Genomic DNA, 18,433 nt, shown 5'->3' with positions numbered 1-18,433 from the left:
GGCCGGTGGACGGGACGACGAAGCCGAAGGATCGCACGGCGCGGCGGCGAAATCGCGGCGCGAACGTGGAGGCTCGCCGGGCCGGGTCACAAGGTCGTGGGGCGACGGCGCCCGTCGGGCCGGGAACGCGACGGCCCGCGACGCGGTGGGCGTCGCGGGCCGGGGCGCGGGGGCCCGGCGGAGGCGGGACCTGCGCGCGTTCCGCCGCGGAGGCAGAACGGCGGGGGCGGCCGGGCGCCGCCGGGCGCTGGCGGCGCGGGCGATCAGCCCGCGGTCACCTGGTTGTGCTTGCGCGCGGCGATCAGCTTCTTGGCGGTCTCGACCGCCACGGCCGCGTCGCGGCAGTAGGCGTCGGCGCCGATGGCCTTGCCGAACTCCTCGTTCAGGGGCGCGCCGCCCACTAGCACGATGTACTGGTCGCGGATCCCCTTCTCCTTCAGCTGGTCGATGACGACCTTCATGTAGGGCATGGTGGTGGTCAGCAGCGCGGACATGCCCAGGATCGCGGCCTCCTCGCGCTCCAGCGCCTCGATATAGGCCTCGACGGCGTTGTTGATGCCGAGGTCGACCACGTCGAAGCCCGCGCCTTCCATCATCATCGACACGAGGTTCTTGCCGATGTCGTGGATGTCGCCCTTCACCGTGCCGATCACCATCGTGCCCATCTTGGGGGCGCCGGTCTCGGCCAGCAGGGGGCGCAGGATGCCCATGCCGGTCTTCATGGCGTTGGCGGCGAGCAGCACCTCGGGCACGAACAGGATGCCGTCGCGGAAGTCGTCGCCGACCACCTTCATGCCGGCGACCAGCGCCTCGGTCAGGACCTTGTAGGGGGCCCACCCGCGCTCGAGCAGGATGTTCGTCCCCTCGGCGATCTCGTCCTTGAGACCGTCGTAGAGGTCGTCGTGCATCTGCTGGACGAGCTCTTCGTCGTCGAGCTCGGAAAGGACGATGTCGTCGTCTTCGTCCGCCATGGCCGGGCCTTTCTGCGTCTGGGCGCGCCGGAGACCCGAGGCTGGGGTCCGGGGCGCCGCGCGTCGCGTTCGTTGCGGGGCACGATAGAACGCTTGCGCAACCTGTGCACGGCGGAAACGCGACGCAATGTCCGCGTCCCGCGTCGTCGTCGCCGCATCGCGGAGGCCTTCGGGCCCCGCCGCGGGACGCGGGGGAGATCAGCCGCCTGCGGCCTCCGCCTCGGCCAGCGCGCGCAGGCGCCCGACCATGGCGCGCAGGCCGTTGGAGCGCTGGGAGCTGAGATGCTCGGTCAGCCCGAGGCGGGCGAACTGGGCCTGGGCGTCGGTGGCCAGGATCTCGGCCGCGGTGCGCCCGGAGTAGAGCGCGCGCAGCACCGCGATCAGGCCGCGCACGATCAGCGCGTCCGAATCCCCGTCGAAATGCAGGCGGCGGGGCGCGCCCTCCTCGATGCGGGGGACGATCCAGACCTGGCTGGCGCAGCCGTCGACCTTGGTCTCGGGGCCCTTCAGCGCGTCGTCGAGGGGGGGCATCTTCTTGCCCAGGTCGATGACGTAGCCGTAGCGGTCCTCCCAGTCCTCGAGGAACTCGAAGTCGGCGGCGATGTCTTCGAAGGCCTGCGGGGGGGCTTCGGTCATGGCGATCTCCTGCTCGGGGCCTCACGTAGACCGCCCCGCACGGGGCCGCAACACCCTGTGAGGCGCGGAAGGGGCCGGGGCGGCCCTCGCGTCCGCTGCGCGGCCGCCTCGCCCCGCCCGGCCGTCCCCGTCGGGAGCAGGTCGGGCGAGGGCCGGCGATCGGGCGAGGGGCGCGGCGGATGGGCCGAGGATCCGGCGGGAGCCGCGGACGGCGGGGCCCGGCCGCTGTGCCACGGGCGCGCGCGGGGCGGCGGGGACGCGGCGGAAACGGGGGCGGGCCTTTCCTTTCGGGCCGCGCTGTGGCGTGATGCGCGCCGCCGCGGGACCGCGGCCGGACAGGCGCGCCGGCGCAGGGCGGCGGCGCGCGAGGAATGCAACACGGGGACGACGACGATGGTTCAGCGGCGAGCTTCGCGCGGATGGGCACGGGGACGGGCGGCCGCGCCGCTGGCGTTTGCGGCGGCGGCGCTGGCGCTGTCGGGCTGCGGCCTGTGGGAGGACGAGGCCGCCGTCGCCGACGCGCCCTCCGCCCCCCCGCAGTCGGGCGCGCCGGGGGTCGAGGGGCCGCGGCTGAACTACCTGCCCGCGGCCGGCGTCGAGTCGCTCGAGATCGGGCAGATCTACCGCGGGCGGCTGCTGACCGCGCACGGGTACGCCCCCGCCACCGGCTGGTTCCGCGCGACGCTGCAGCCCCGCAACGGCGGGCGGCCGGGCCCCGACGGGTTCCTGGAATACGACCTGGTCGGCGCGCCGCCGGAGCTGAACGGCGGCGAGCCAGGCGCCCCCGCCCGCCAGCCGCTGCGCGCGGACCTCGCGATCCCCTCCTCGGCGCTCGCCGGGGTGCAGGGGGTGCGGGTGCATGCGGGCGGCCAGGCGGTGGCGATGCGCGTCTCGGCCGCGTCGCCGGAGCCCTCGCAGACCACCGGGCCGCGCACGCCGGCCGTCTTCACCCCCGTGGCGCCGACCCGCGCCGGCGGCTCGCAGCCCGCCTCGGGCGGCGGCCTGTCGATGCCGCGCATCGGCGGCTGAGCGGAGGGGGCCGCGCGCCCTGCCCCGCCCCCGGCCCCGCGCCCCCCGTCGAGACGCCCGCCCCTCGCCCGCGAGGGGGACGGCCGGGCGGGGCGATGCGGCCGCGAAGCGGACGCGAGGGCCGCCCGCGCCGGAGACGGGCTCGGAATCTCGCAGGCACGATGCGAAACGGGCGGGGACGGCCATCGCCATCCCCGCCCGTTTCATCTCCGGACGTCCGCTGCCCGCGCCCCCGCAGGGGCCGCAGGGGTCAGTCGTCGAACTCGACGATCTCGATGTCCGCCCCGTTGGCGCTGAGCGCGATCTCGCCGCGCTTGAGCTGCAGGGCGAGCTCGCCGAAGGCCTTGCGCCGCCAGCCCGAGAGGGCGGGCACGTCGGGCTCGTCCTCGGCCGCGATCTGGCTGAGCTCCTCGGAGGAGGCGAGCAGCTTCGGCGCCACGCCCAGAGCCTCGGCGCGGCTTTTCAGCAGCACTTTCAGCAGGTCGATCAGCGCCTCGGACCCCTTGCGCGAGGCCTTAGGCGCCTCCCGCTCGGGCGTCTCGTCCTCGGGCGTCTCGAGGCCCTTGGCCACGGCCGCCAGGATCTCCTTCGCGACGTCGCCCTTGCGGGCCTCGCGCTGCAGGAAGCGGGAGCGCTGGAGCTCGTCCATCGAGGTCGGGCGCGCCGAGGCGATCTCGAGCAGCGCGTCGTCCTTCATCAGGCGCGAGCGGGGCACGTCGCGCTCCTGCGCCTTGGACTCGCGCCATTCCGCGAGCGCGGCGGCCACCGCCAGGAACCGAGGCGAGGAGGAGCGGGTCTTCAGCCGCTTCCACGCCTCCGTCGGCTCGTTGCGGTAGGTGGCGGGGTCGGTCAGCACCGCCATCTCCTCGCCCACCCAGGGGCCGCGGCCCGAATCCCGAAGCTCCTGCTCGAGGTGCTCGTAGATGCGGCGCAGGTGGGTGACGTCGGCGATCGCGTAGTTCAGCTGCTTGTCCGACAGCGGCCGCGCGGCCCAGTCGGTGAAGCGGGAGCTCTTGTCGAGGCCCTGCTTGCAGATCTTGCGCACCAGCGTCTCGTAGCCGACCTGGTCGCCGTAGCCGCAGACCATCGCCGCCACCTGGGTGTCGAACAGCGGCTCGGGGATCAGGTCGCCCAGCTTCCAGAAGATCTCCAGGTCCTGGCGCGCGGCGTGGAACACCTTCACCACGGAGGTGTTCTTCATCAGCTCGAACAGCGGACCGAGGTCCAGGTCCGTCCCGATCGGGTCGATGATCGCCGCGGTCTCGTCGCCGGAGCCGGGATAGGCCACCTGCACCAGGCACAGCTGGGGCCAGTAGGTCCGCTCGCGCAGGAACTCGGTGTCGACGGTGACGTAGGGGTGCTTGGCGCAGCGCTCGCAGAAGTCGGCGAGCGTCGATGTGTCCTTGATGACGTTCATGAGCGAGGCCGGTCGTCCTCCGGGAGCAGGCGGGGCGCGGTCATCGCGCCCGGGATGTCCCGCGCTATAGCCCCAACGCGCGCGGTTTAACAAGCGCGACCGACCGTGCGGTCGGTTGCAGGCGGAAAGGGTCCGTCCCTGGACGCAGGGCGGCGGACGCGGTCACAGCGCCTCGAACGCCGCGGCCGCGTGGGCGACGAGGGCGGCGTCGCCGGGATTCAGCGCCTCGATCCGGGCGCGCAGGGCGGGGTCGAGGCTCTCGATCCCCGGCTTGCCCTTGGTGCGGCGGACGTGGCCCAGCGGGGGGAAGTCGATCCCCAGCTTCTCCCCGATCCGCTCCACGAAGCGGTCGATCTGGGGGAGGGCGGCGGCGAGCCACAGCCGATCGTCCACCGCGCGGCGGGCGGCGTCGAGGTCAGGGCGCCCGCCCGCGAGCTGCCGGCACTGGTAATCGTGCTGGTAGACCTCGGGGCGCGCCTCGATCGCGGCGACGAAGTCGGGCAGCTCGAGGTCGTATAGCCGATGGTCGAGACAGTCCGAGCGCGCCCGGTCGCGCTTACCGCGCATGAAGGCGTGGTCCGACAGGAACCGCTCGGCCGGGTCGCGCAGGATGGTGATGTAGTGGCGCGGGCGCGGGGAGGGCGGCTCCTGCCCCAGGATCATGTGGGCGCCGTAGAAGGGCTGGTCCTCGACCAGGTGGACGGGGCGCCCGGCCAGGCGGCGGCCCAGGATCTCGAGATCCTCGCGCAGGTTGATCGCGGCGCGGCGCAGGGGGCCGTGCAGCGCCAGCAGCCCGCTCTCGGACCGCTCGGCCGAGCCCCAGGGCGTGCGCATCGGCGCATGCGCCCCCAGCCCCTGCATCAGCGAGGCCGCCAGCGCCGTTCCCGCCGTCTTGCGGATGTGCACGAAGACGATCTGGTCGGTCGCGGGGTTCGGCGTGACCTGGTGGTAGAGCATGGGGTCTCCGGGCGGCGGGGCGGGTCCGAGCGTGCTTAGGTCATTCGCCCCCGCGCTTCCAGATCGGGGCGCGTGCCGGGGCGGGCGCCCTGCCCGGCTCCCCGCCTGCGCAGGCGCAGGCTCAGGACGTCACGGGATAGCCGAGCGCGCCGAGGTCTATCCCGATGCGCCGGGAGACGCGGGCGTTGGAGGCGGCGTACTGGTCGCCGATGGCCGCGGCCACCACCGCCTTGTGGCGGGCCGAGCCGCGCTTGCCGCCTAGGCTGCGCGCGAGCTGGTCGACCTTGTAGGCGACGGAGTTGGGCGTCCACTTCGATTTCCGTCCCTTGGGTCGGGCGCGCTGGAAGCGGCTATCTTGTGGGTGGAGCATGTTCAACAACCGCAGGGCCGTGCGGCCCGCTCCGCCCAGAGCCTCATTCGTGCGTGTCGCGGCGATGTCGGGGCGGGGGCGGTGATCTCGGCGCCGATGAAGGCCGACAGACGCGCCATCGCCTCCGTCGGATTGCGGGTCATCCACTCCATCGGCAGCATCAGCACCCGGCCCGCGCCGAAGAGGCCCTCGTAGAGGTCGAGCAGCCGGTCGTAGTCGTAATAGGCGCGTTCGAGGATCGGGCGAAGGGCGCCCTTGTCATCGCCGGGATCCACGAACTCCTCGATCGGGCTCGAGTACCCGTAGCGGAGATACTGGCCGTACATCGAGTCGATCACCGCCTTCTGCTCGCGGATGGTCACCAGGATGCGGGCCCTGGGGAAGGCCTCGGCCATGCGCAGGGCGGCGACCTCGCGATCGAAGCGGTGGTGGAACGGGTAGCCCGAGAGGGTCTCGTCGGTGACGATCAGCGGCAGGCCCGTTTCCTCCGACCGCTCCAGCCAGGGGGAGAGGCGCGCGCGGGCGCGGCGCGGATCGAAATCGCCCCAGGCGGGGCGCAGGAACGCCTCGTGCGTCGCGGGGAAGTCGAAGCAGTAGACGAGCTCTTCGCCGTCCTTGGGCCCCAGCACCACGTCCTGCAGCCAGGTGGTCGCGGTCTTGTGCGGGCCGACGTGGATAAGCGGCTCAGCCTGCGCGAAGCGCACATCGCGGTCGTGATCGCCCGTCGTTTCAGTCGCGGCAGTGTCGCCGCGCCCGACGCCCATTACGTCGGCATCCTCATCGTCCGTCCCCTTGAATCCACCCCAAAATCGCTGGTGCGACCCTAGGAGATTCTGAACGCGAAGGCGAGCGCGGGGCCCGCCCTGCGGCCCCGCGCCCCTCCCCCGACGGACCGCCCCAAGCCCGGAAAGACGGGAGGCGCGCCGCCCCCCCCACGCGCCCTTCGTCACGGTCCGGCCGCGAGCCTGGCTCAGTCGCGCGGGATCACCCGCAGGCCGAGCTCGCGCAGCTGCTCGTTGGTGGCGGGCGAGGGGGCCTGCATCATCAGGTCCTCGGCGCGCTGGTTCATCGGGAACATGATGACCTCGCGGATGTTCTCCGCCCCGGCCAGCAGCATCACGATGCGGTCCACGCCCGGCGCGATGCCGCCGTGCGGGGGCGCGCCGAACTTGAAGGCCGAGAGCATGCCGCCGAAGTGGTCGTCCACGAACTTCTGGTCGTGGCCGACGATCTCGAAGGCCTTGTACATGATCTCGGGCTTGTGGTTCCGGATCGCGCCGGAGCTGAGCTCGACGCCGTTGCACACGATGTCGTACTGGTAGCCCAGCACGTCGAGCGGGTTCATCTTCTCCAGCGCCTCGAGCCCGCCCTGGGGCATCGAGAACGGGTTGTGGGAAAAGTCGAGCGCGCCGGTGTCGGGGTCCTTCTCGTACATCGGGAAGTCGACGATCCAGGCGAGCTTGAACTCGTTCTTCCAGTCGTCGTTGGGCTGCAGGTCGGCCCAGATCGCATTGCGCGCGCGCCCCGCGACGTCGACGAACTTCGAGGGCTCGCCGGCGAGGAAGAAGGCCGCATCGCCCAGGCCCAGGCCCAGCTGCTGCCGGATCGCCTCGGTCCGCTCCGGCCCGATGTTCTTGGCGAGCGGGCCGGCGCCGACGGTCTGGCCCTCCTCCTCGCGCCAGAAGATGTAGCCCATGCCCGGCAGGCCTTCCTTCTGCGCCCAGGAGTTCATCCGGTCGCAGAACTTGCGGGAGCCGCCGCCCGGCGCCGGGATCGCGCGGACCTCGTTCCCGTCCTGCTCGACGATCTTGGCGAAGATCGCGAAGCCGGAGTCGCGGAAGTGCTCGGAGACGATCTGCATCTCGATCGGGTTGCGCAGGTCGGGCTTGTCGGAGCCGTACTTCAGCATCGACTCGGCGTAGGGGATCCGCGGGAACACCTTGGAGACGGGGCGGCCGCCGCCGAACTCCTCGAAGACGCCGCGCATCACCGGCTCGATGGCCTGGAAGACGTCCTCCTGCTCGACGAAGCTCATCTCGATGTCGAGCTGGTAGAACTCGCCGGGGGAGCGGTCGGCGCGGGGGTCCTCGTCGCGGAAGCACGGCGCGATCTGGAAGTAGCGGTCGAAGCCCGCGACCATGATCAGCTGCTTGAACTGCTGGGGGGCCTGCGGGAGGGCGTAGAACTTGCCCGGATGCAGGCGCGAAGGCACCAAGAAGTCGCGCGCGCCCTCGGGCGAGGAGGCGGTCAGGATCGGCGTCTGGTACTCGAGAAAGCCCTGGTCGGTCATCGAGCGGCGCAGCCAGGAGATCACCTTCGAGCGCAGGACGATGTTGGCGTGCAGCTTCTCCCGGCGCAGGTCGAGGAAGCGATACCGCAGGCGGGTCTCCTCGGGGTATTCCTGCTCGCCGAAGACGGGCAGCGGCAGCTCGCCGGCCTCGCCCAGCACCTCGATGTCGCGGACGTAGACCTCGATGTCGCCGGTGTCGAGCTTGGGGTTGCGCAGGTCCTCGGCGCGGGCCTTCACGACGCCGTCGATGCGGATCACCCACTCGGCGCGCACCTTCTCGACGTCCTTGAACACCGGGCTGTCGGGATCGCAGAGCACCTGGGTGATGCCGTAGTGGTCGCGCAGGTCGATGAACAGCACGCCCCCGTGATCTCGCACGCGATGCACCCAGCCGGAGAGACGCACGTCGTGGCCGACATGCTCGGCCCGGAGCGCGGCGCAGGTGTGGGAGCGGTAGGCGTGCATGATCATCCCCTCGGGAGGCGTCGGAAGCGGTCGGAAGTCGGCGAGGGGCTTCCACTTCCCGGGGCGCGATGTCAAGGGCGAGGGGCGCGCCGGGCGCGAGGCGGCGTCTCGCCCGCCTCTGGACGCCGGGCTGCGCCTGCGCGAAGAGATCCGCCGACATCCGGCAGGAGACACGCCCATGGACATGACGCGCCGCCACGTTTTCAACGGCAACCCGATGGAGGAGATCGCGGGCTTCAGCCGCGCGGTGCGGGTGGGGCCGTGGGTCTCGGTCGGGGGCACGGCGCCGGTGGGGCCGGACGGGAAGACGGTGGGCGTGGGCGACGTCGCCGCGCAGACCCGCCGCTGCTACGAGATCGCCGAGGCGGCGCTGAAGGTGGCCGGCGCATCGATGGCCGACGTGGTGCGCACGCGCCTGCTGCTGGTGGACATCGCCGACTGGAAGACGGCGACGATGGTGCGCCGGGAGTTCTGCGGCGAGGCGAAGCCGGTCGAGACGATCATGGCCGTCTCCGCCTTCGTGAACCCCGAGTGGCTGGTCGAGATCGAGGTCGACGCCCTGATCGCCGACCGCCCCTGAGGCCCGCGCCCGCCCGCTGCCCCACCAGGCGCCCCTCCGCCCCAAGCCCCGCCGCGAGCGCCTGTTCTTCGGAGCCGTCCGTCGCTGATGCCGTAAAGAGCGAGTCGGCGGGAGGGGTCAGGGATCGCGAAGCGACCCCGCGCTCCGCGCGGGGCTTGTCCTTGACCCCTCCCGCCGACTCGCTCAGGCATCTTCAGCGACGGACGGCTGCGAAGGACAGGCGCGGCCCTGTTCTTGGGTGGGTTCCCGAAGCGAAAAAGCCCCCGCGGAACGCGGGGGCCCTGAGGCCCGCAAGGGCCGAGGCGAAAGGAATGCCCGCGTCAGCGGGCGCCGCTCGATCGGCGGCTCAGAAGAACGCCTGCAGCCCGGTCTGCGCCCGGCCGAGGATCAGCGCGTGCACGTCGTGCGCCCCTTCGTAGGTGTTCACCGTCTCCAGGTTCATCGCGTGGCGCATCACGTGGTACTCGGCCGAGATGCCGTTGCCGCCGTGCATGTCCCGGGCCATCCGCGCGATGTCCAGCGCCTTGCCGCAGTTGTTGCGCTTGATGATCGAGATCATCTCCGGCGCCGCCATCGCCCGGTCCATCAGACGCCCCACGCGCAGGGCCGCCTGCAGGCCCAGCGCGATCTCGGTCTGCATGTCCGCGAGCTTCTTCTGGAACAGCTGCGTGTTCGCCAGCGGCCGGTTGAACTGCTTGCGGTCGAGCCCGTACTGGCGCGCCCGGAACCAGCAGTCCTCCGCCGCCCCCATCACCCCCCAGGCGATGCCGTAGCGGGCGCGGTTGAGGCAGCCGAAGGGGCCCGTCAGCCCCTCGACGTTGGGCAGCAGCGCGTCCTCGCCGACCTCGACCCCCTGCATGGAGATCGAGCCGGTGATCGAGGCGCGAAGGCTCAGCTTCTGCTCGATCTTCGGCGCGCTCAGGCCCTTCATCCCCTTCTCGAGCACGAAGCCGCGGATCTTGCCGCCGTGGGCGTCGGACTTCGCCCAGACCACGAAGACGTCGGCGAAGGGCGCGTTCGAGATCCACATCTTCTCGCCGGTCAGCCGGTAGCCGCCGTCGATCTTCTCGGCGCGGGTCTTCATGCCGCCGGGGTCGGAGCCCGCCTCCGGCTCGGTCAGCCCGAAGCAGCCGATCAGCGTGCCGGCGGCGAGGCCGGGCAGGTACTTCCTGCGCTGCTCCTCGGAGCCGTAGGCGTAGATCGGGTACATCACCAGGGAGGACTGCACCGACATCATCGAGCGGTAGCCCGAATCCACCCGCTCGACCTCGCGCGCAATCAGGCCGTAGCTTACGTAGCCCGCGCCGATCCCGCCGTATTCCTCGGGGATGGTGGAGCCGAGCAGGCCCATCTCGCCCATCTCGGCGAAGATCTCGGGCTCCGAGGTCTCCTCGAGGAAGGCCTTGGTCACGCGGGTCGCCAGCTTCTCCTGCGCGAAGGCGTGGGCGGCGTCCATCAGCGCGCGCTCGTCCTCCTCCAGCTGGTCGGCCAGCAGGAACGGGTCCTCCCACACGAACGACGCCTGCGACGGGCGGTCCTTGGGCTTCAGCTTCGCGCTCATGGCGTCCTCCTCCCCGCGCCGTTCGCCGTCCGGCGCGGAGGGGGCGGGCGCCTCCGCGCGTCGGTTGGGCGAAGCGTTACCCCAGCCGGGCGCGGATGCAAACCGCGCCGGGCCTGCGGGGCGCGCGGAAACCCTGCACGCGGTTGTGAGCGGAGGCCTGCGGAGCTATAGGTTCCGCAACCGTCGCGCGCGGACTTTCGGCGCGCGCCCGGCCGCCTGTCGCCGCGGCGGCGCCGGCCGACACCCGAGACCTGCAGGACGCCCATGACCGACAAGCTCAGCCAGTTCCTCGCGACCCGCCCCTGGATCCTCGCCGACGGAGCCACGGGCACCAACCTCTTCGCGCTGGGGCTGGAGCATGGCGAGGCGCCGGAGCGCTGGAACCTCGAGGAGACCGCCAAGGTGAAGGCGCACTACCGCTCCTTCATCGACGCGGGCTCGGACCTGGTGCTGACCAACACCTTCGGGGGCACCGCCAACCGCCTGAAGCTGCACCAGATGCAGGACCAGGTGCACGAGATCAACGCCGCCGCCGCGCGCCTGCTGAAGGAGGCGATCGCGGAGTCCGGGCGCGACGTGATCTGCGCGGGCGACGTGGGCCCCACCGGCGACCTGTTCCAGCCCGTAGGCCCCCTGAGCTTCGAAGACGGCGTCGCCGCGTTCGAGGCGCAGATGCAGGGCCTCAAGGACGGCGGCGCGGACGTGCTGTGGGTCGAGACCATGTCCTCCGAGGAGGAGTACAAGGCCGCGCTGGAGGCCGCGCACCGCGTGGGCATGCCGGTGGTCGGGACCATGTCCTTCGACACCAACGGGCGCACCATGATGGGCGTGACGCCCAAGCGCCTGGCGGCGCTGGCGCACGAGTGCGACCACGACCACGCCCCGATGGCCTACGGCGGCAACTGCGGCACCGGCGCCCCGGACCTGCTGGTGGGGATCATCTCGGCGGCGGACGAGATCCGCGAGGGCGACGTGATCGTCACCAAGGCCAACTGCGGCATCCCCGAGTACGTGGACGGCGCGATCCGCTACTCGGGCACGCCGGAGCTGATGGCGGACTACGCCTGCCTCGCGCGCGACCTGGGCGTGCGGATCATCGGCGGCTGCTGCGGCACCCAGCCGGGCCATGTCGCCGCGATGCGCCAGGCGCTGGAGACGGTGGCCCCGGGTCCCCGCCCCTCGGTCGAGGACGTGATCGCCAAGCTGGGCGCGACCACCGGCTCGACCCTGGACCTTCTGAACGACGACGCAGGCGCGGCCCCCAAGCGCAGCGGCGGCCGGCGGCGTCGCGCGGGCTGAGCCCGGATCCGCGGACGGAACGACAGACGGCGCTCCACAGGGGGCGCCGTTTGCATTCGGGCCCTTGGCGCAGGCCTCGCCGAGCGCCGCGAGCCTGACGGCAGCCCACGAGACCAACGCCGACGCGGCGCCTGCCCCCGGCTAGTTTCGGTTGAGGCCGGTTTCCACGTTGCGAGTGTCCAGGACGTCCTTCCAGTAGCTCTCGCGCGCGATGACCATGGCGTCATCTATCCGCGCGTCATGATGTTCGAGCAAGGTGAAGCGGAAGTTCTTCCGGCAATAGTCGAGGCTGTGATCGGCCACGATGGCGCGCAGCTCGACGTTGCCGCCATGGCCGCCGTCGACATAGGCGCGCCATCGCGACCAGACGCCCTCGTCGCCATAGGCCGAGCCGACATAGCGCCGTTTCGTCCGCGTGTCGGTGATCAGGTAGACGCCCTTCACATGGGCCAGCGCCGTCGCCCAGTCCTGACGGCCGTGATGGACAAGCGATTCCAGCTCCTCGAAGCTGAGATTGACGGCGGCGTAGCCGGGGAAATCGCGGCCGGTGTAGGTCTCGGCCAGGATCTCGTGCACGACGAACTGGTCGTAGTGGTTTTCGAGGTTCAACCGGGTTCCGCGGCCGCGATGCACACGGTGGAGCTTCAGTCGGCCCACGACCGGGCGCAGCGCGTCGGAGAGCTCGACGTCATAGCTTCGCGCACCGCCATCCGGCCGCTCGACGATGCCGCGAACCCTCCAGATCCCGCCGAACATCCAGAGATCGGGCTGACCGGGCATCTGCGCCAGCGCGAAGATCCAGCGGCGGTTGAAGGCGTTCTTGCCGGGATACCAGGCCTGCCAGGTCCGCCACTCGTCCAAACTGCGCGCCAGCACGCGCAGCGGCTGCTCGCGCTGGTTGAAGCGGGCGAAATGCACCTTGAAATCCCTGAGCGACTCCGGTCGCCAGATGTCGGACAACATCAACTGCATCGTCATCGCCGACCCCTTCCCCGGTCGCAGGCCACCGACATGGGATAGGCGATCGCGGAGAGACCGCGAAACGAAAACGCCCGCCCCGGCGAGGGCCGGGGCGGGCGTGTTCAGGTCAGGAGGCCGGGGCGCGCGGCCGCCGGCCCGGCGGCGATCAGCCGACCAGCTCGAGGCCCGAGAAGAAGAAGGCGATCTCGATGGCCGCGTTCTCGGCCGAGTCGGAGCCGTGGACCGAGTTCTCGCCGATCGACAGCGCGAAGGCCTTGCGCACGGTGCCCTCGGCGGCCTCGGCCGGGTTGGTGGCGCCCATCACTTCGCGGTTGCGCGCGACGGCGGACTCGCCCTCGAGCACCTGCACCACGACCGGGGCCGAGGCCATGAACTCGCACAGCTCGCCGTAGAAGGGGCGCTCGGCGTGGACGGCGTAGAACTGGCCGGCCTGGGCCGGGGTCAGCTGGATCCGCTTCTGGGCGACGATGCGCAGGCCGGCATCCTCGAACATCTTGTTGATCGCGCCCGTGAGGTTGCGGGCGGTCGCGTCCGGCTTGATGATGGACAGCGTGCGCTCGACGGCCATGGGTGGTCCTCTCGTCAGGAGATCGGGGTCGGAGGGGCCGCGCAACCGCGCGCGGGCCCCGCAAAAGGCGCGCGCTCGGTAGCATGGGAGACCGGACCATGAAAGCGCATTTCGCGAGCTTCGCGCGCTACAACGCTTGGGCGAATCGTCGCCTCTACGCCGCCGCGTCGCAGATCGACGACGCCCAGCGCCGCTCGGACCAGGGGGCGTTCTTCAAGTCCCTGCACGGCACGCTCAATCACCTGCTGGTCACCGACGTGATCTGGATGGCCCGCCTGCGCGGGATCCCGGGGCCGTCGTGGACGCTCGACCACGTGGCCCACGACGACTTCGAGGAGCTGCGCGCCGCGCGCGAGGCGCAGGACGCCGACATCGTGCAGTGGATCGACGCCCTGCCCGAGTCGGACATCCTGGCCACCACCCTCTCCTACACCCGCGTCTCGTCGCCCGAGCCCATCGTCCAGCCGATGGCCGAGGCGCTGGCGCATGTCTTCAACCACCAGACCCATCACAGGGGGCATTGCCACATGATCCTGACCCGGCTGACCGGAACGGCGCCCGAGCTCGACCTGCTCTTCTACCAGCGCGAAGCGAAGGCGGCGGCATGAGCGACATCCGCCCCCCCGTTTGGTTCGAGGACCTGACGCCCGGAACCGTGATCAAGACCGCCGGCGCCACGCTGACCGAGGGCCAGATCATCGAGTTCGCGATGCGCTGGGACCCGCAGCCCTTCCACATCGACGTCGAGGCGGCGAAGGGCTCGATGTTCGGCGGGCTGGCGGCCTCGGGCTTCCACACGATGCTGACGGCCTTCCGGCTGCTGCACGCGACGAACTTCATGTATCCCGCGGGCCAGGGCTCGGGCGGGATGGAGGCGCTGCGCTGGCTTATCCCGGTGCGTCCCGGCGACACGATCCGCATGGAGTGCCACGTGACCGACGCACGGGTGCTGAAGTCGAAGCCGCACATGGGCGTGTGCAGCTTCCGCTACGACGTGTTCAACCAGAAGGACGAGCTGGTGATGGACTGGAAGGCCTCGGCCTTCTACCTGCGCCGGCCCGAAAACCGGCCGGAGGCCGCGGCGGCGGGCTGAGGCGGCGAGCCGAGGCGCGCGCGGCGCGCCCGGTCTCCCTCCCGCTCCGGCGCCCGGCGTCGGGGCGGGCGTCGGCGGTCGTCGGGACGGCGCGTCCTGCGGCGCGCCGCGGCGGCCGCCTCAGCCGCGGTCGCGGCAGACGGCGGGGGTGCGGATCGCGGCCGGCTTCCGGTCGGCGGCGAACAGGGCGCGGACCTTGGCGAGGGAATGCGCGTCGGTCTCGACCAGGAGGTCGGAGTAGGTGGCGGCGACGTCGGCCATCGCCCGGCGGGCGCGCTCGGCCTCGGGCCGGTCGGCGCTGAGGCGGGCCACGTCGGCCATGAACGCCGCGATCTGGCCCGCCACGAAGCCGGCGGCGTCGACCGCCTCCTCCGGGGGCAGACGGTAGAGCTCGGCCAGCGCCTCGAAGACGGCGTCTTCATGCATCGACCTTTGGTCCGGACCGTTCGCGTATCCCTGGCTGTCGTCGGCGCGCATGGCCTTGCCCCCTGTGGCTTGCGACGAGTGCTGCGGCGAAGTGTAACTTCGGTCAGCCATGCGGCAAGTTGAATTTCGTTATCTTTCATAAGTCTGTAAGTTTCATCGCGAAAGCGTCAGCGGTTCGTGAACGCCGCTCGTCCGCCGTCGGCTCTTCGCGCCGGCGTCCTCGGGCGCGCTTGTCGGAGTCGCGCGGGGCGTCGGCCGCGCTTTCGCGGCGCCGCGGCATACGCCCCTTCCCCCGGGGCCCGGCCTGCGGTATCCGCGGCCCCATGATCGCAATCCGCAACATCGACTTCGCCATCGCCGGCCGCCCCCTGCTCGAGGGCGCCTCCGCCACGATTCCGCTGGGCCACAAGGTGGGGCTGGTGGGTCGCAACGGCACGGGCAAGACCACGCTGTTCCGCCTGATCCGCGGAGAGCTGCACCCCGACGGCGGCGAGATCGAGGTCGGCCGCGGCCTGCGCCTGGGCGGCGTCGCGCAGGAAGCCCCGGCGAGCGAGCTGTCGCTCTTGCAGACCGTGCTCGACGCCGACGAGGAGCGCGCGGCGCTTCTGGCGGAGTCCGAGACCTCGACCGACCCGCTGCGCATCGCCGAGGCGCAGGAGCGGCTGGTCGCCATCGACAGCCACACCGCCGAGGCCCGCGCCAGCGCGATCCTGCGGGGCCTTGGCTTCGACGCCGAGGCGCAGGCGCGGCCCTGCTCGGAATATTCCGGCGGCTGGCGGATGCGCGTGGCGCTGGCGGCGGTGCTGTTCTCGCGCCCCGACATCCTGCTGCTGGACGAGCCCACGAACTACCTCGACCTCGAGGGCTCGATCTGGCTGGAGAACTTCCTCGCGACCTGCCCGGCGACGGTGGTGGTGATCTCCCACGACCGGGGCCTGCTGAACCGGGCGGTGAACCACATCCTGCACCTGGATCGGAAGACGCTGACCCTCTACGGCGGCGGCTACGACCAGTTCGAGGAGGTGCGCCGCCTGAAGATGGAGCAGACGGCGGCGGCGGCGGAGAAGCGCGCCAAGGCCCGCGCCCACATGCAGAGCTTCGTGGACCGGTTCCGCGCCAAGGCCTCGAAGGCCAAGCAGGCGCAGAGCCGGATCAAGATGCTGGAGAAGATGACCCCGATCGAGTTCCAGGCGGATTCGGACGTGGCCCCCTTCTCCTTCCCCTCCCCGGCCGAGCTGCCGCCGCCGCTGATGCAGGCCGAGGGCGCGAGCCTGGGCTATGACGGGCGCGCGGTGCTGCGCAACCTGACCTTCCGCATCGACCAGGACGACCGAATCGCCCTGCTGGGCGCGAACGGCCAGGGCAAGTCGACGCTCGCCAAGCTGATCTCCGGCCGGTTGCCGCCGATGGAGGGATCCTGGCGCTGCTCCCGCGGCATGAAGGTGGGCTTCTTCGCGCAGCACCAGCTGGACGAGCTGGTGCCCGGCGAGACGCCGATCCAGCACGTGCAGCGGCTGCTGCCGGATGCGCCGCAGGGCAAGCTGCGCGCGATCCTGGCGCGGGGCGGCATCGGGGCCGACATCGCGGCCAACCCGGTCGAGCGGCTGTCGGGCGGGCAGAAGGCGCGGCTGCTGATGCTGCTCGCCGCCTGGGACGCGCCGCATGTGCTGGTGCTCGACGAGCCGACCAACCACCTCGACATCGAGAGCCGCGAGGCGCTGGCCCAGGCGCTGGCGGAATACGAGGGCGCGGTGATCCTGATCTCCCACGACCCCCACCTGGTGGAGGCCGTCGCCGACCGGCTGTGGCTGGTCAAGGACGGCCGGGTGAAGGCCTACGACGGGGACATGGAGGACTATCGCCGCCTGCTGCTGGCCGAGCGCGGCGGCGGCGGGCGGCTTGCGAGCCAGGCCGAGAAGCGCGAGGCGCGCGAAGCGAAGGAAGCGGCGAAGGAGGCCGCGAAGCCCCGCCGCTCCCAGGCCGAGCTGCGCCGGGCGCTCGCACCCCTGAAGGCCGAGGTCGCGAAATGCGAGGAGCGCATCGCCAAGCTCGAGGCGATGCGCGGCAAGATCGACGCCCGCCTGATGGACCCGGAGTTCTACATGAAATCCGCGCCCGGCGAGGCCGAGGCCCTGCAGCGCAAGCGCGCCGAGATCGTGGCCGCGATGGAGAAGGCCGAGGCCCTGTGGGTGAAGGCGCAGGAGCGGCTCGACGCGGAGGAGGCCGCGGCCTAGCTCATCCGCCGGGGGGATCGCCGGACAGGAGGCCCCGATGGCGCGATCGAGCATCAAGGACCAGAGCACCTACGAAGCCCTGCGCGAGGAGGGCGCGAGCAAGGAGAAGGCGGCGCGCATCGCCAACGCGAAGGCCGCCGGCGACAAGCCCTCGGCCAGGGGCGGCAAGGCGCCGCCCTACGAGGACTGGACCGTGGACGAGCTGAGGGCGCGGGCGCGCGAGCTCGACGTCTCCGGCCGCTCGACGATGAAGAAGGCCGAGCTGATCGAGGCGCTGCGCAGCCGCTGAGCGCGGCGGCGGCGGCCGGCGCGGGTCCGGCCCGGCGCCCCGGGCGACCCGCGCCGCGGGCGGAACGGTCCGGCCGGGCGCGCGGGCGACGCGGCGCCCGGGGCCCGGGGCGCGCCCGTCAGCTCTTGGCGTCGAGGCCGGTGGTCTCCGAGGGCGGGGCGAAGACGTCGAGGGCGACCGAATCCTCCAGCGCCTCGATGGCATGGGGCACGCCGCCGGGCAGGTGCAGCAGGTCGCCGGGGCCGACCTCGTAGACCGTGGTCTCGCCCGGATGGCCCACCGTCAGGCGCAGGCGGCCCGAGAGCACGATGGTGAACTGCTCGTTGGGGTGGCTGTGGGGCGGCAGCGACAGGCCCTTCTCGACGATCGCGTGCTGGATCATCGCCTGTTCGCCCGAGATCCGGCGCAGCGTCGCGCCCGCGATGGGCGTCAGCGCCGGCAGCGCCTCGAACACGCGCTTGAGACCTTGCATTCCGATCCTCCCCTGTCCCTCGCCGCCGCGTCGCGGGTGCGCGCCGCCGCGGGGGGCCAAGTCTATGCCCCCGCGGCCGCCCGCGGAAGCGTGGGGATCGCGGGCCGGGCGGGCGCCTGCGCGCCATCGCGCGCAGCGCGCTTGCCTTCGGGCGCCGCGCACCCGACATTCTCCCGCATGGACGCATTCGACGGCATCGCGCTGGAGCGCCTGGTCTACCTGGTCCTGCTTCTGGCGGTGGTCGTCACGGGCGTGGCCACGGTCTATCGCGGGCGGATGGGGACGGGGCTGCGCGACGCGCTGCTGTGGGGGCTGATCTTCATCGGCTTCGTCGCCGTCTACGGGTTGCGCGAGGATCTGGCGGCCTCGTTCTCCTCGGCGCCCTCGCGGGTGACCTCGGCGGGCGAGATCGTGGCCCCGCGCAGCCCCGACGGGCATTTCCGGGTGCGCGCCGAGGTCAACGACGTCGACATCGTGTTCATGGTCGACACCGGCGCCTCGGGCGTGGTGCTGACCGCCGCCGACGCCCGGCGCGCGGGCTTCGACCCGGGGGACCTCGTCTATTCCGGCCGCGCCAAGACCGCCAACGGCGAGGTGCGCCTGGCCCCGATCCGGCTGGAGCGTCTGCGCCTGGGCGACGTCGAGGCGCAGCGCTTCCGCGCCTCGGTCTCGGAGGGGGACCTGTTCTCCTCCCTGATGGGGATGGATTTCCTCGAGCGCTTCTCCCGCGTGACGGTGGAGGGCGACCGGATGACGCTCACGCCCTGATCCCCCACGGCCGGGCGAGCCCGGCGC

Annotated in this window: 20 protein-coding genes; 8 read left to right on the top strand and 12 right to left on the bottom strand. The window is 71.8% G+C overall.

Annotation, left to right across the window (positions count from 1 at the left end; all coding sequences use genetic code 11):
* Positions 1-263: 263 nt before the first annotated feature.
* Both P2H44_RS08815 and P2H44_RS08810 read right to left on the bottom strand, forming a co-directional pair.
* Positions 264-971: a corrinoid protein gene (locus P2H44_RS08815; RefSeq protein ID WP_275763140.1), complete on the bottom strand. Its 708-nt coding sequence runs from the start codon at positions 969-971 to the stop codon at positions 264-266.
* A gap of 198 nt (positions 972-1,169) precedes the next feature.
* The gene (locus P2H44_RS08810) at positions 1,170-1,607 is read right to left on the bottom strand and encodes a SufE family protein (RefSeq protein ID WP_275763139.1); all 438 of its coding nucleotides are present in this window, start codon (positions 1,605-1,607) and stop codon (positions 1,170-1,172) included.
* A gap of 393 nt (positions 1,608-2,000) precedes the next feature.
* Here P2H44_RS08810 and P2H44_RS08805 point away from each other — a divergent pair, with 393 nt between their 5' ends.
* Entirely contained in the window at positions 2,001-2,636 is a 636-nt protein-coding gene (locus P2H44_RS08805) for a hypothetical protein (RefSeq protein WP_275763138.1), read from the top strand.
* Between the two features lie 250 nt (positions 2,637-2,886).
* Here the strand turns inward: P2H44_RS08805 and rnd are convergent, their stop codons facing one another.
* The 5 genes from rnd to aspS form a co-directional block, all read right to left on the bottom strand.
* Positions 2,887-4,053 (bottom strand): ribonuclease D, encoded by a 1,167-nt coding sequence (gene rnd, locus P2H44_RS08800; protein WP_275763137.1) that lies wholly within the window; start codon positions 4,051-4,053, stop codon positions 2,887-2,889.
* Positions 4,054-4,215: 162 nt separating this feature from the next.
* Positions 4,216-5,010: a sulfotransferase family 2 domain-containing protein gene (locus tag P2H44_RS08795; protein WP_275763136.1), complete on the bottom strand. Its 795-nt coding sequence runs from the start codon at positions 5,008-5,010 to the stop codon at positions 4,216-4,218.
* 121 nt (positions 5,011-5,131) lie between these two features.
* Positions 5,132-5,380, bottom strand: coding sequence for a hypothetical protein (locus P2H44_RS08790; protein ID WP_275763135.1), 249 nt, complete (start codon positions 5,378-5,380; stop codon positions 5,132-5,134).
* A 2-nt stretch (positions 5,381-5,382) separates the two neighbouring features.
* Positions 5,383-6,084: a sulfotransferase gene (locus P2H44_RS08785; RefSeq protein WP_275763134.1), complete on the bottom strand. Its 702-nt coding sequence runs from the start codon at positions 6,082-6,084 to the stop codon at positions 5,383-5,385.
* A gap of 266 nt (positions 6,085-6,350) precedes the next feature.
* The gene (gene aspS, locus P2H44_RS08780; RefSeq protein ID WP_275763133.1) at positions 6,351-8,135 is read right to left on the bottom strand and encodes an aspartate--tRNA ligase; all 1,785 of its coding nucleotides are present in this window, start codon (positions 8,133-8,135) and stop codon (positions 6,351-6,353) included.
* A gap of 178 nt (positions 8,136-8,313) precedes the next feature.
* Here aspS and P2H44_RS08775 point away from each other — a divergent pair, with 178 nt between their 5' ends.
* A complete protein-coding gene (locus tag P2H44_RS08775; RefSeq protein WP_275763132.1) occupies positions 8,314-8,715 on the top strand; it encodes a RidA family protein in 402 nt (133 codons plus the stop codon).
* A gap of 346 nt (positions 8,716-9,061) precedes the next feature.
* On the opposite strand, the gene P2H44_RS08770 is transcribed toward P2H44_RS08775, so the two are convergent.
* Entirely contained in the window at positions 9,062-10,276 is a 1,215-nt protein-coding gene (locus P2H44_RS08770; protein ID WP_275763131.1) for an acyl-CoA dehydrogenase, read from the bottom strand.
* A gap of 264 nt (positions 10,277-10,540) precedes the next feature.
* On the opposite strand from P2H44_RS08770, the gene bmt reads away from it, so the two are divergent.
* Positions 10,541-11,575 (top strand): betaine--homocysteine S-methyltransferase, encoded by a 1,035-nt coding sequence (bmt, locus tag P2H44_RS08765; protein WP_275763130.1) that lies wholly within the window; start codon positions 10,541-10,543, stop codon positions 11,573-11,575.
* Positions 11,576-11,716: 141 nt separating this feature from the next.
* Here bmt and P2H44_RS08760 read toward each other — a convergent pair whose 3' ends face one another.
* Complete coding sequence (locus P2H44_RS08760) at positions 11,717-12,553, bottom strand: GIY-YIG nuclease family protein (protein WP_275763128.1); 837 nt, start codon at positions 12,551-12,553, stop codon at positions 11,717-11,719.
* 148 nt (positions 12,554-12,701) lie between these two features.
* Positions 12,702-13,124 carry a nucleoside-diphosphate kinase gene (gene ndk, locus P2H44_RS08755; protein ID WP_275763127.1) on the bottom strand — a complete coding sequence of 141 codons (423 nt, stop codon included), beginning with the start codon at positions 13,122-13,124 and terminating at the stop codon, positions 12,702-12,704.
* A gap of 98 nt (positions 13,125-13,222) precedes the next feature.
* Between ndk and P2H44_RS08750 the strand changes: the two genes are divergently transcribed.
* Positions 13,223-13,732 (top strand): DinB family protein, encoded by a 510-nt coding sequence (locus tag P2H44_RS08750; protein ID WP_275763126.1) that lies wholly within the window; start codon positions 13,223-13,225, stop codon positions 13,730-13,732.
* Positions 13,729-14,217, top strand: coding sequence for a MaoC family dehydratase (locus tag P2H44_RS08745; RefSeq protein ID WP_275763125.1), 489 nt, complete (start codon positions 13,729-13,731; stop codon positions 14,215-14,217). Before P2H44_RS08750 ends, P2H44_RS08745 begins: the two co-directional genes overlap by 4 nt.
* 120 nt (positions 14,218-14,337) lie before the next feature.
* On the opposite strand, the gene P2H44_RS08740 is transcribed toward P2H44_RS08745, so the two are convergent.
* Positions 14,338-14,643 (bottom strand): hypothetical protein, encoded by a 306-nt coding sequence (locus P2H44_RS08740; RefSeq protein WP_275763124.1) that lies wholly within the window; start codon positions 14,641-14,643, stop codon positions 14,338-14,340.
* Positions 14,644-14,966: 323 nt separating this feature from the next.
* On the opposite strand from P2H44_RS08740, the gene P2H44_RS08735 reads away from it, so the two are divergent.
* Positions 14,967-16,877: an ABC-F family ATP-binding cassette domain-containing protein gene (locus tag P2H44_RS08735; RefSeq protein ID WP_275763123.1), complete on the top strand. Its 1,911-nt coding sequence runs from the start codon at positions 14,967-14,969 to the stop codon at positions 16,875-16,877.
* Positions 16,878-16,914: 37 nt separating this feature from the next.
* The gene (locus P2H44_RS08730; RefSeq protein WP_275763122.1) at positions 16,915-17,166 is read left to right on the top strand and encodes a DUF7218 family protein; all 252 of its coding nucleotides are present in this window, start codon (positions 16,915-16,917) and stop codon (positions 17,164-17,166) included.
* 118 nt (positions 17,167-17,284) lie between these two features.
* Here the strand turns inward: P2H44_RS08730 and P2H44_RS08725 are convergent, their stop codons facing one another.
* Positions 17,285-17,638: a cupin domain-containing protein gene (locus P2H44_RS08725; RefSeq protein WP_275763121.1), complete on the bottom strand. Its 354-nt coding sequence runs from the start codon at positions 17,636-17,638 to the stop codon at positions 17,285-17,287.
* A gap of 177 nt (positions 17,639-17,815) precedes the next feature.
* On the opposite strand from P2H44_RS08725, the gene P2H44_RS08720 reads away from it, so the two are divergent.
* Positions 17,816-18,406 (top strand): retropepsin-like aspartic protease family protein, encoded by a 591-nt coding sequence (locus P2H44_RS08720; protein WP_275763120.1) that lies wholly within the window; start codon positions 17,816-17,818, stop codon positions 18,404-18,406.
* Positions 18,407-18,433 lie beyond the last annotated feature (27 nt).

The sequence above is a fragment of the Albimonas marina genome (assembly GCF_029223255.1).
Taxonomy (GTDB): Bacteria; Pseudomonadota; Alphaproteobacteria; order Rhodobacterales; family Rhodobacteraceae; genus Albimonas.
The sequence above is the reverse complement of the archived record's forward strand: the minus strand, read 5'-3'. Positions and strand labels throughout refer to the sequence as shown.

Coding starts and splice junctions, on each gene's coding strand:
- P2H44_RS08720 (WP_275763120.1), top strand. CDS start 17,816: ATGGACGCATTCGACGGCATCGCGCTGGAGCGCCTGGTCTACCTGGTC.
- P2H44_RS08815 (WP_275763140.1), bottom strand. CDS start 971: ATGGCGGACGAAGACGACGACATCGTCCTTTCCGAGCTCGACGACGAA.
- P2H44_RS08725 (WP_275763121.1), bottom strand. CDS start 17,638: ATGCAAGGTCTCAAGCGCGTGTTCGAGGCGCTGCCGGCGCTGACGCCC.
- P2H44_RS08810 (WP_275763139.1), bottom strand. CDS start 1,607: ATGACCGAAGCCCCCCCGCAGGCCTTCGAAGACATCGCCGCCGACTTC.
- P2H44_RS08730 (WP_275763122.1), top strand. CDS start 16,915: ATGGCGCGATCGAGCATCAAGGACCAGAGCACCTACGAAGCCCTGCGC.
- P2H44_RS08790 (WP_275763135.1), bottom strand. CDS start 5,380: ATGCTCCACCCACAAGATAGCCGCTTCCAGCGCGCCCGACCCAAGGGA.
- P2H44_RS08770 (WP_275763131.1), bottom strand. CDS start 10,276: ATGAGCGCGAAGCTGAAGCCCAAGGACCGCCCGTCGCAGGCGTCGTTC.
- bmt (WP_275763130.1), top strand. CDS start 10,541: ATGACCGACAAGCTCAGCCAGTTCCTCGCGACCCGCCCCTGGATCCTC.
- P2H44_RS08795 (WP_275763136.1), bottom strand. CDS start 5,010: ATGCTCTACCACCAGGTCACGCCGAACCCCGCGACCGACCAGATCGTC.
- P2H44_RS08745 (WP_275763125.1), top strand. CDS start 13,729: ATGAGCGACATCCGCCCCCCCGTTTGGTTCGAGGACCTGACGCCCGGA.
- aspS (WP_275763133.1), bottom strand. CDS start 8,135: ATGCACGCCTACCGCTCCCACACCTGCGCCGCGCTCCGGGCCGAGCAT.
- P2H44_RS08805 (WP_275763138.1), top strand. CDS start 2,001: ATGGTTCAGCGGCGAGCTTCGCGCGGATGGGCACGGGGACGGGCGGCC.
- P2H44_RS08750 (WP_275763126.1), top strand. CDS start 13,223: ATGAAAGCGCATTTCGCGAGCTTCGCGCGCTACAACGCTTGGGCGAAT.
- P2H44_RS08735 (WP_275763123.1), top strand. CDS start 14,967: ATGATCGCAATCCGCAACATCGACTTCGCCATCGCCGGCCGCCCCCTG.
- P2H44_RS08775 (WP_275763132.1), top strand. CDS start 8,314: ATGGACATGACGCGCCGCCACGTTTTCAACGGCAACCCGATGGAGGAG.
- P2H44_RS08760 (WP_275763128.1), bottom strand. CDS start 12,553: ATGACGATGCAGTTGATGTTGTCCGACATCTGGCGACCGGAGTCGCTC.
- ndk (WP_275763127.1), bottom strand. CDS start 13,124: ATGGCCGTCGAGCGCACGCTGTCCATCATCAAGCCGGACGCGACCGCC.
- P2H44_RS08740 (WP_275763124.1), bottom strand. CDS start 14,643: ATGCATGAAGACGCCGTCTTCGAGGCGCTGGCCGAGCTCTACCGTCTG.
- rnd (WP_275763137.1), bottom strand. CDS start 4,053: ATGAACGTCATCAAGGACACATCGACGCTCGCCGACTTCTGCGAGCGC.